The 9,480-nt window shown below is 54.5% G+C and carries 9 protein-coding genes; 4 read left to right on the forward strand and 5 right to left on the reverse strand.

Going from position 1 to position 9,480, the window contains the following annotated elements; genetic code table 11:
* Positions 1-72: 72 nt before the first annotated feature.
* The 3 genes from rpe to ACLQ7H_RS02915 all read right to left on the reverse strand — a co-directional run bounded on the left by rpe (position 73) and on the right by ACLQ7H_RS02915 (position 2,912).
* Complete coding sequence (rpe, locus tag ACLQ7H_RS02905; RefSeq protein WP_411751379.1) at positions 73-789, reverse strand: ribulose-phosphate 3-epimerase; 717 nt, start codon at positions 787-789, stop codon at positions 73-75.
* On the reverse strand, positions 786-1,229 hold the full coding sequence (rpiB, locus tag ACLQ7H_RS02910) for a ribose 5-phosphate isomerase B (protein WP_411751380.1): 444 nt from the start codon (positions 1,227-1,229) through the stop codon (positions 786-788). Before rpiB ends, rpe begins: the two co-directional genes overlap by 4 nt.
* A 78-nt stretch (positions 1,230-1,307) precedes the next feature.
* Positions 1,308-2,912: a PTS transporter subunit EIIC gene (locus ACLQ7H_RS02915; RefSeq protein WP_411751381.1), complete on the reverse strand. Its 1,605-nt coding sequence runs from the start codon at positions 2,910-2,912 to the stop codon at positions 1,308-1,310.
* A gap of 394 nt (positions 2,913-3,306) precedes the next feature.
* Between ACLQ7H_RS02915 and ACLQ7H_RS02920 the strand changes: the two genes are divergently transcribed.
* A complete protein-coding gene (locus ACLQ7H_RS02920) occupies positions 3,307-4,197 on the forward strand; it encodes an SIS domain-containing protein (RefSeq protein ID WP_411751382.1) in 891 nt (296 codons plus the stop codon).
* Positions 4,198-4,294: 97 nt separating this feature from the next.
* Here the strand turns inward: ACLQ7H_RS02920 and pta are convergent, their stop codons facing one another.
* Both pta and ackA read right to left on the reverse strand, forming a co-directional pair.
* Positions 4,295-6,454 (reverse strand): phosphate acetyltransferase, encoded by a 2,160-nt coding sequence (gene pta / locus ACLQ7H_RS02925; protein WP_411751383.1) that lies wholly within the window; start codon positions 6,452-6,454, stop codon positions 4,295-4,297.
* Positions 6,455-6,556: 102 nt separating this feature from the next.
* Entirely contained in the window at positions 6,557-7,759 is a 1,203-nt protein-coding gene (ackA, locus tag ACLQ7H_RS02930) for an acetate kinase (protein ID WP_021806000.1), read from the reverse strand.
* A 403-nt stretch (positions 7,760-8,162) separates the two neighbouring features.
* Between ackA and yfbV the strand changes: the two genes are divergently transcribed.
* From yfbV to ACLQ7H_RS02945, 3 genes are all read left to right on the forward strand, one after another.
* Positions 8,163-8,618, forward strand: a complete 456-nt coding sequence (gene yfbV, locus ACLQ7H_RS02935) for a terminus macrodomain insulation protein YfbV (RefSeq protein ID WP_024485138.1) — start codon at positions 8,163-8,165, stop codon at positions 8,616-8,618.
* A 185-nt stretch (positions 8,619-8,803) separates the two neighbouring features.
* Entirely contained in the window at positions 8,804-9,298 is a 495-nt protein-coding gene (locus ACLQ7H_RS02940) for a YfbU family protein (RefSeq protein ID WP_411751384.1), read from the forward strand.
* 21 nt (positions 9,299-9,319) lie between these two features.
* A partial coding sequence (locus tag ACLQ7H_RS02945; RefSeq protein WP_411751385.1) for an HAD family hydrolase occupies positions 9,320-9,480 on the forward strand: 161 nt, incomplete at its 3' end.

Consider the following 9,480-nt stretch of genomic DNA (forward strand, 5'->3'; position numbering starts at 1 on the left):
CGGCATAAGCAGCTCCACTCAGAAGTACTCATACCTATGTTGTAAGTGTCTACCATGTCCCCGAACAAGTGTTCATGATGTCCCCGGTCTGTACAGTGGGAGAGGGTTAGGGTGAGGGGCTTGTTCCCCCAACCGAGCCTGTTCCTGCAATATCTGCATTGCTTGCTGATAGTTCATCTCCTTGCGGAACAATCCGGCGGTGCCCAGGATAAACATATCCACGTCTGCGGCCAACGCTTTGACGATGTCAGGCGAGATAGCACCATCAATGGCGATCCTTGCTGCACTGTGATGATCTCTTAGCATCTGGCGTAACCGCCGGGTTTTATCGATGGCATTGTGGATAAACGGCTGGCCGGCAAAGCCAGGATTGACCGACATCACCAAAACCACATCAACCACGTCAAGCACTTCGCTCAGGTAGCTCAAGGGCGTACCCGGGTTAATCGCCACGCCAGCTTTGACGCCGCGCTGGCGGATATTGCTCAAGGTGCGGTGCAGATGCGTCGGGGCTTCGGCGTGCACATAGATAATATTGCAGCCCAGATCGGCAAACTTGTCGATATACGCGTCCGGGTTGCTCATCATCAGATGGGCGTCATAAGGGATCTTCGCCAGTTTGGCGACGGCTTTGATATCCTCTGGCCCCAACGCCAGATTGGGGACAAAATGGCCGTCCATGATATCGATATGGAACATGGCTGCTCCAGCCGCTTCCAGTTCGGCAAGCTCTTCAGCCAGACGGGAGAAATCTACGCACATCAACGAAGGGCAGAATACGTTGTTCATGGTTGGGTCTCCAGTGCGGCAATCATTTCCACGCGCTTCTGGTGGCGATCCCCTGCAAACTGGGCATTAAGCCACTCGTCGACGATCATTTTCGCCAGTTCGGCACCGATGACCCGTGAGCCGAAGGCCAGAATATTGGTGTTATTGTGCTGGCGGGACAGCTTGGCCGAATAAGGCTCGCTGCATACCACGGCGCGAATGCCGTTGACCTTGTTGGCAGCAATCGAGATGCCGATACCCGAACCACAGATAAGGATGCCAAGATCGGCCTCTTGCGAGACTACGGCGTCGGCAACGGCTTTGGCATACAGCGGGTAGTCGGTGCGCTGCTCCCCATGGGTACCTTTATCGATCACGCTAATCCCTTTAGTCTCCAGGTGCTGGATAATGGTGGGTTTTAAAATGATCCCTACATGGTCACAGCCAATGGCAATTTTCATCTTTTATCCTCTGTTATCGCTGCCGCGCTGGCAGCGATAAATTCACAGTAATGCATTGATAATGGGTAATTTGAGTGGTTAAACGCCTTGCAGACAGTCTTCCAGATTGGATTTAATCAGCGTGACATGCGGGCCATAAATCACCTGGATACCTTGGCCTCTGCGGATCACGCCCCGCGCTCCAGAGCTTTTCAGCAGACTATCGTCCACCAGGTTTTCATCGGCTACGGTGATGCGTAGCCGCGTGGCACAACAGTCGATATTGGTGATATTGGCTTTGCCACCCAGACCCGCCACAATCAGCTCGGACACCTGATCGGTTTTCTGGCCGTCCGCTTGCGGAGCACCACCTTTGGCGGCCTCCACGTCTTTACGGGTATAGAGCTTGGTTTCCTGGCCTTGGTCTTCACGTCCTGGCGTTTTGAAATTGAAGCGCAGGATCAGGAAGCGGAAGCTGAAGTAGTAAATCGGGAACAGGGGGATGCCGATCAGGATGGCATTGACCCAATGACTTTTGGTGTTGCCTTGCAGAACTCCGAACAGCACGAAGTCAATCAGGCTGCCGGAAAAGGTCTGCCCCACGCCGACGTTGAAGATGTGGCACAGCATGAACGACAGGCCTGCCAGCACGCAGTGCAGTACATACAGCAATGGGGCTGCGAACAGGAATGAGAACTCAATAGGTTCGGTGATCCCGGTCAATACGGCGGTCAGCGTAGCGGACAGCAGTAAGCCCAGCACCAGCTTACGGTTTTCAGGTTTGGCGCAGTGGTAGATAGCCAAGGCGGCCCCTGGGATGCCAAACAGATAGAACGGGAATTTACCGGCCATAAAGCGGGTGGCTTCTACCGAGAACGCCTTGGTGTTCGGACTGGCCAGTTCGGCAAAGAAGATGTTCTGCGCACCGGAAACCGAGATACCGTCGATAATTTCGGTTCCGCCCAGCCCGGTTTGCCAGAATGGCATGTAGAACACGTGGTGCAGGCCGAACGGGATCAGCGCACGTTCGATAAAGCCGTAGATAAAGGTGCCGGCATAGCCAGCGCGGTTGACCAACCCGCCGAGATGCATGATCCCGTCCTGAATGGTTGGCCAGATATAAAACATCAGAATGCCCACGCCCACATAGGTCAACGCGGTAACGATAGGGACAAACCGGGTGCCGCCGAAGAATGAAAACGTTGCCGGTAACTCGATCCGGTAGAAACGGTTGTGCAGCGCGGCAACACCCAGGCCAACCAGCACCCCGCCGAACACGCCCATCTGCAGTGAATTGATCCCCACGCTCATGCCCAGCGATCCGTCGGGCAAGGCTCCAGGCTCCAATAATCCGTTGAGTTGTAACATGGCGTTGATGGTGGCGTGCATGGCAAAGAAGCCGACGGCACCGGAGATGGCGGCAACCTGCTTCTCTTTGGTGGCCATGCCCATCGCCACGCCGATGGCAAACAGCATCGGCAGGTTGGAAAACACCACGCTGCCGGCACTTTTCATTACGGTCAGCAATGCGTGAAGTACCGTGCCGTCACCCAACAGGGATTGCAGGCCATAAGATTCGATGGTGGTGGCGTTGGTGAATGATGCGCCAATGCCCAGCAGCAACCCGGCGACGGGGAGCAGGGCGATGGGCAGCATAAACGAGTGCCCAATACGCTGAAGAATACCGAAGAATGACGATTTCATAGTGTTCCCTCAAATCAGATCTGGTATCGCTTAGTGGTTTTTTGCCCGGAGCAAAGTAGCTTCATCCTGAACCGGAATAGTATTAACTTCACGTAATCTATTATTGGTGTGAAGTTAGCGCTATTGCAATAGCCTAAAGAGATCGACTTCACAAAAATAGATGTTATTGTGAATAAATGGCGTTTTTCAGCGTTGCTGGGCTGTCGGAGAGGGTTGTGGTTACGGGTTTAAACGAAAGTTGTTAATGTTGATATCTTTGTAGGATAACGGGAATTTTACGATTTGATAGCCAGTTGTGAACTTATTGCTGTGAATGCGTAGATAGGGATTCATGTTCCGTGAAAGGGTGTGGTAAGCTACTGGCAAATATCGACAAATACGGCGGCGGGGATAAATGGCAAATCAGCGGGAAGCGTTACCGGATACTGAAAATGCACTGGCCATTGGGGCCAAAATCAAGATGTCGCTCTCTTCGCTGAATCCAACTGAGCGCAGTATCGTTGAGTGGCTGATCACTAAAGGCAACATCACAAAAGATACTGGGCTGCGTGAAGTGGCGGGGTGTCTCGACGTCTCGGAACCTTTGATCGTCAAGGTGGCCAAGAAAATTGGTTACTCCGGCTTTCGCGAACTGCGTAGCGCGTTGGTGAGCTATTTCAATTTTCTGCCCTACGAGAAAGAGGAAGAGATCACCGCCGATGACAATTTGAATACCGTGCTGGATAAGGTGTTCAGCAACAGCATCCAGGTGCTGAAGGAAGCGCAGTCGGTAGCGGACACTCAGGTGATTGGGCAGGCCGCCAGCCTGATTTATCGTGCTCGGCGAGTGGTGATCCTGGGGGTGGGTGGCTCGGCGTCGGTATGCCTGGATTTTGAACACAAGCTGCTGCGCATCGGCATCATCAGCCATAGCTATAGCGACTTCCACCTGATGTTGATGGTGGCTAGCCAGCTGGACGAGCAGGATGTGGTGATCGTGATTTCTCAATCAGGGGAGACACGGGAACTGTTGAAAGCGGTAGAAATCGCCAATGCTCGTCAGGCCAGGGTGATTTGCATCACCAACGATAATGCCTCGCCGCTGTCGCAGTGTGCGGATTTGTCGATTTTCAGCCCGGCAATGAGTGGGCCGCTGCTGGGGAAGAATGCGGTCGCGAGGATCATCCAGCTTAACCTGTTGGATACGCTGTTTATTGCCATCTTGTTGCAGGATTACCAAGGGAATAAGCAGCGGTTGGAGCGGGGGATCCAGGTGGTGGAGCCGTTACACGGCAAGAAAAGCTAGCTGTTGACGCTAAAAATAAAACGGCCCGGTGATGGTCACCAGGCCGTTATTGGTATGACTAGAGGCTAAAAGGTGCCTCAGTGGCACCTTTGTCTCATCAGCCTTTGGCCGCCTGTGCATCAGCCTGAGCCGATTGGATCGCCGTCAGAGCTACGGTGTAGACGATATCGTCAACCAAAGCACCACGGGACAGGTCGTTCACCGGCTTGCGCATGCCTTGCAGCATTGGCCCGATGGATACCAGGTCAGCAGAACGCTGCACCGCTTTATAAGTGGTGTTACCGGTGTTCAGATCCGGGAAGATGAATACGGTCGCCTGACCGGCTACTGGCGAATTAGGCGCTTTGGATTTGGCCACGTCGGCCATGATCGCTGCGTCATACTGCAGTGGGCCATCGATGATCAGATCCGGGCGTTTTTCCTGTGCCAGACGGGTCGCTTCACGCACTTTCTCCACGTCGCTACCCGCACCGGAATTACCGGTAGAGTAAGAGATCATCGCTACACGTGGTTCGATACCGAATGCGGCTGCGGAATCGGCTGACTGAATGGCGATTTCAGACAGCTGTTCAGCGGTTGGATCCGGGTTGATCGCACAGTCACCGTAGACCAGAACCTGGTCAGGCAGCAGCATGAAGAACACGGAAGAAACCAGGGAGCTGCCCGGTGCGGTTTTGATCAACTGCAACGGTGGGCGGATGGTATTGGCGGTGGTGTGAACGGCACCGGAAACCAGACCGTCAACTTCGCCTTTCTCCAGCATCAGGGTGCCGAGCACCACGTTGTCTTCCAACTGCTCACGCGCAACCACTTCGGTCATGCCCTTGCTCTTACGCAGCTCAACCAGACGCGGCACATAGAGTTCACGCACGGCAACCGGATCGACGATCTCGATGCCTTTACCCAGCTCAACGCCCTGCGCGGCGGCAACGCGTTTGATCTCTTCCGGGTTACCCAGCAGCACACATTCCGCGATACCACGTTCGGCACAGATGGCCGCCGCTTTTACGGTACGTGGCTCGTCACCTTCCGGCAGCACGATGCGTTTGCCCGCTTTGCGTGCCAGTTCGGTCAGCTCATAACGGAACGCCGGTGGGGACAGACGACGTGAACGCTCAGAAGTGGCGGTCAGGGACTCGATCCATTCGGCGTTGATGTGGCTGGCCACGTAGTTCTGTACTTTCTCAATGCGCTGATGGTCGTCTGATGGCACTTCAAGGTTGAAGCTTTGCAGGCTCAGCGAGGTCTGCCAGGTGTTGGTGTCAACCATGAACACCGGCAGGCCGGTTTCAAAGGCGCGCTCACACAGCTTGTTGATGGAGGCATCGATCTCGTAGCCGCCGGTCAGCAGGATGGCACCAATTTCCACGCCGTTCATCGCGGCCAGACAGGCTGAAACCAGCACGTCAGGGCGGTCGGCAGAAGTGACTAACAGGGAACCTGGGCGGAAGTGTTCCAGCATGTGCGGAATGCTGCGCGCACAGAAGGTCACTGACTTCACCCGACGGGTCATGATGTCGCCTTCGTTGATCACTCGCGCCTTCAGGTGGCGGGCCATATCGATGGCACGGGTAGCGATCAGATCGAAGCTCCATGGTACGCAACCCAACACCGGCAGCGGGCTGTTGGCAAACAGCAGGGCAGGATCGACGTTGGTTACGCTGGCCTTGGTGGAATCGTCAAAGATTTCAGACAGGTCTGGGCGAGTACGGCCCTGATCGTCCACCGGAGCGTTCAGCTTGTTGATGATCACGCCGGTAATGTTTTTGTTCTTGCTGCCGCCGAAGCTGGAGCGAGCCAGTTCGATGCGCTCGGTCAACTGGGCTGGAGAATCGTTGCCCAGAGCCAGCACAAAGACGATCTCTGCGTTCAGCGTTTTGGCGATCTCGTAGTTCAGCGAGCTGGCGAACTGATGCTTACGGGTAGGCACCAGGCCTTCGATCAGCACCACTTCTGCGTCTTTGGTGTTTTCGTGGTAACGGGCCACGATCTCTTCCATCAACACGTCCTGCTGGTTGGAGCTCAACAGGCCCTCAACGTAGCTCATGCGCAGAGGTTCGGCCGCTGGGATGGTCGAGTTGCTGCGGATGATGGTGGTGGTCTGGTCGAGGGAATCGCCGCCGGTACGCGGTTGGGCAATAGGTTTGAACACGCTCAGGCGAACGCCTTTTTGCTCCATGGAGCGAATGACACCCAGGCTGACGCTGGTCAGACCGACGCTGGTGCCTGTGGGGATCAACATAATTGTACGTGACACAGAATAGTCCTCTTCACGGTTTTCTGCCTGCAACGGGGGCGCAGACAAAGATGACTGGCTCAAAACAACACCGCCAGCCTGGGCTGACGGTGTGAAGAGCATTTAAGCGGTCAGACGGGAAGCGTCTTGCGCGATGACCAATTCTTCGTTGGTCGGGATCACCAGTGCCGGACGGCTGCCGTCTTTGGTGATGTTGCCTGATTTGCCGAAGCGGGCAGCCAGGTTGCGTTCGTGATCGATTTCAAAGCCCAGCAGGCCCAGTTTGTCCAGGGTCAGCTCACGGACCATCGCGGCGTTCTCACCGATACCACCGGTGAAGATCACGGCATCCAGACGGCCTTCCATCAGGGCGCTATAGGCACCGATGTACTTGGCCAGACGGTGGCAGAAGACGTCCATGGCGCGCTTGGCATCGGCCTTGGTGTCATAGTTGTCTTCAACGTAACGGCAGTCGCTGGTGACTTCGGTCAGACCCAGCAGGCCAGACTCTTTGGTCAGCATTTTGTTGATCTGGTCAACGCTCATGCCCATGGCATCATGCAGGTGGAAGATGATGGCCGGATCGATGTCACCACTACGGGTGCCCATTACCAGGCCTTCCAGCGGGGTCAGACCCATGGAAGTATCAACACACTTACCGTTGCGTACTGCGGTTACGGAACCACCGTTGCCCAGATGGCAGGTGATGATGTTAACTTCTTCAACCGGCTTGTTCAGCGCCTTCGCGGCTTCTTGCGTCACGTAGAAGTGGCTGGTGCCGTGTGCGCCGTAGCGACGAACGCCATGGTCGCGGTACAGGCTGTACGGCAGGGCATACAGGTAGGACTCTTCCGGCATGGTCTGATGGAACGCGGTGTCAAACACGGCAACGTTTTTATCAGCCAGATTAGGGAAGGATTTCAACGCTTCAGCAATACCGATCAGGTGAGCCGGGTTATGCAGTGGTGCAAAAGGTACCGAATCTTTGATACCCTGCAGGACTTCGTCGTTGATGACGGCAGAAGCCGTGAACTTCTCGCCGCCGTGCACGATGCGATGGCCGATAGCGGTCAACTGGGCAGAAAGCTCTGGTTTTTGTGCCAGAATAGTATTAACAATGAAGTTCAGCGCTTCGCTGTGCGCTGCGCCAGCACCCAGTGCCGCTTCTTGTTTACCGCCATCCATTTTCCATTTGATACGGGCTTCAGGAAGATGGAAGCACTCGGCCAGGCCAGAGAGGTATTCTTCGCCGTTGGCTGCATCGATGATAGCGAATTTCAGGGAAGAACTGCCGCAGTTAAGGACCAGTACTAGCTTACTCGACATGGAAGTACCTACTTATAGTTCGTGTTGGTATTAAGGAAGACCCAAAAACACGTGGTGAATAAAACGTCAATCAGACAACAAGCGTAGCGCATAATGCCGTTGACATTTATGATTAACATCATGTCAGTGATACAAAGGACACAATGATGAAAAAACCGATGATTTCTCTGCGGTTTAAGCGATCCTGATTTTTACCGCTTCCTAGCCCCACTTGGCCGCCAACGGCAGGATTAGGGAGTTAGGGCTAAAAGTTGACAAATCTTCTGTCATCTTCTACCGGCACAAGGCCGGCTTAGGATACCGATAGCCTGCCACAAACACAAAATAAATTTAAAGCTTCAACTTTTTTGTTAGTGTGTTTGCAAGAATATTTTATTTTTTATACGTGAAGTTGAGGTGCGCAATGACGAGCAGACCATCCGGTTCCGTAAGCTGGTTTCAGATATTCCAGCGCGGGCAGCACTACATGAAAACCTGGCCAGCAGACAAACGGCTGGCACCGCTTTTCCCTGAGAACCGCGTGGCGCGCGCTACCCGCTTTGCCGTTCGCTTTATGCCACCGTTGGCGATTTTTACCCTGACCTGGCAGATTGCTCTCGGTGGCCAACTAGGCCCGGCGATCGCTACCGCGCTGTTCGCCTGTAGCCTGCCGATGCAGGGGCTGTGGTGGCTGGGCCGTCGCTCGGTAACGCCGTTGCCACCCACCTTGCTGCAATGGTTCCATGAGGTCCGCAACAAGCTGGCGGAAGCCGGGCAGGCGATTGCTCCCGTTGAAGGGACGCCAACCTACCAGGCGCTGGCGGACGTGCTGAAACGTGCCTTCAAGCAGTTAGACAAAACCTTCCTCGACGATCTTTAAGCGCTACCGGGCCGGGATCTCACCGGCCTTGCTTTAAGCCGCAAATTCGTGCCCGGATCATGTCTGGCCGCGACTCACATTTGACTAATATCCCGGTTCAAATCAAAGAAAGGTACAGTTGTGATTCCACGTCATACTGAAGTCATGCGATGCTCTGGTTAATTTGCAGAACTGAGGACTATGAAATGGAAATGACTAACGCCCAACGGCTGATTTTGTCGAATCAATACAAGATGATGACCATGCTCGATCCGGACAATGCGGAGCGCTACCGCCGCCTGCAGACGATCATCGAGCGCGGTTTTGGTTTGCAAATGCGCGAGCTGGATCGAGATTTTGGTGAGATGAGCGAAGAAGTGTGCCGCACCATCATCAACATCATGGAAATGCACCATGCGCTCCAGGTGTCCTGGGAGAACCTCAAGGATCGCCAGGGGCTGGACGCGCGTCGCCTGGCATTCCTTGGTTTTGATGCGGCGACCGAAGCGCGTTACCTGAGCTATGTGCGTTTCCTGGTGAGCACGGAAGGGCGGTATACTCATTTCGATTCTGGCAGCCACGGTTTTAATGCCCAGACCAAAATGTGGGAAAAATACCAGCGCATGCTGAGTATCTGGCTATCCTGCCCACGCCAGTATCATCTGAGCGCGGTCGAAATTGCGCAAATCATCAATGCCTGATTAAACGTAGAGGGGTTTCCCGTGGAGTGTAAGGGTTTTCTGTTCGATCTTGATGGAACGTTAGTAGATTCATTACCGGTGGTAGAGCGCGCCTGGACGCATTGGGCAGAACGCCATGGCATCAGCCCGCAACAGGTGCTGGACTTTATCCACGGAAAACAGGCGATCACCTCGCTGCGTCA

The sequence above is a fragment of the Serratia sp. (in: enterobacteria) genome, from assembly GCF_046715635.1.
GTDB lineage: Bacteria > Pseudomonadota > Gammaproteobacteria > Enterobacterales > Enterobacteriaceae > Chania.

Excerpts from the sequence above, each read along its gene's own strand:
- yfbV (WP_024485138.1), top strand. The coding sequence starts at position 8,163 with ATGACGAGCAGACCATCCGGTTCCGTAAGCTGGTTTCAGATATTCCAG.
- rpiB (WP_411751380.1), bottom strand. The coding sequence starts at position 1,229 with ATGAAAATTGCCATTGGCTGTGACCATGTAGGGATCATTTTAAAACCC.
- ACLQ7H_RS02920 (WP_411751382.1), top strand. The coding sequence starts at position 3,307 with ATGGCAAATCAGCGGGAAGCGTTACCGGATACTGAAAATGCACTGGCC.
- rpe (WP_411751379.1), bottom strand. The coding sequence starts at position 789 with ATGAACAACGTATTCTGCCCTTCGTTGATGTGCGTAGATTTCTCCCGT.
- ackA (WP_021806000.1), bottom strand. The coding sequence starts at position 7,759 with ATGTCGAGTAAGCTAGTACTGGTCCTTAACTGCGGCAGTTCTTCCCTG.
- ACLQ7H_RS02915 (WP_411751381.1), bottom strand. The coding sequence starts at position 2,912 with ATGAAATCGTCATTCTTCGGTATTCTTCAGCGTATTGGGCACTCGTTT.
- ACLQ7H_RS02940 (WP_411751384.1), top strand. The coding sequence starts at position 8,804 with ATGGAAATGACTAACGCCCAACGGCTGATTTTGTCGAATCAATACAAG.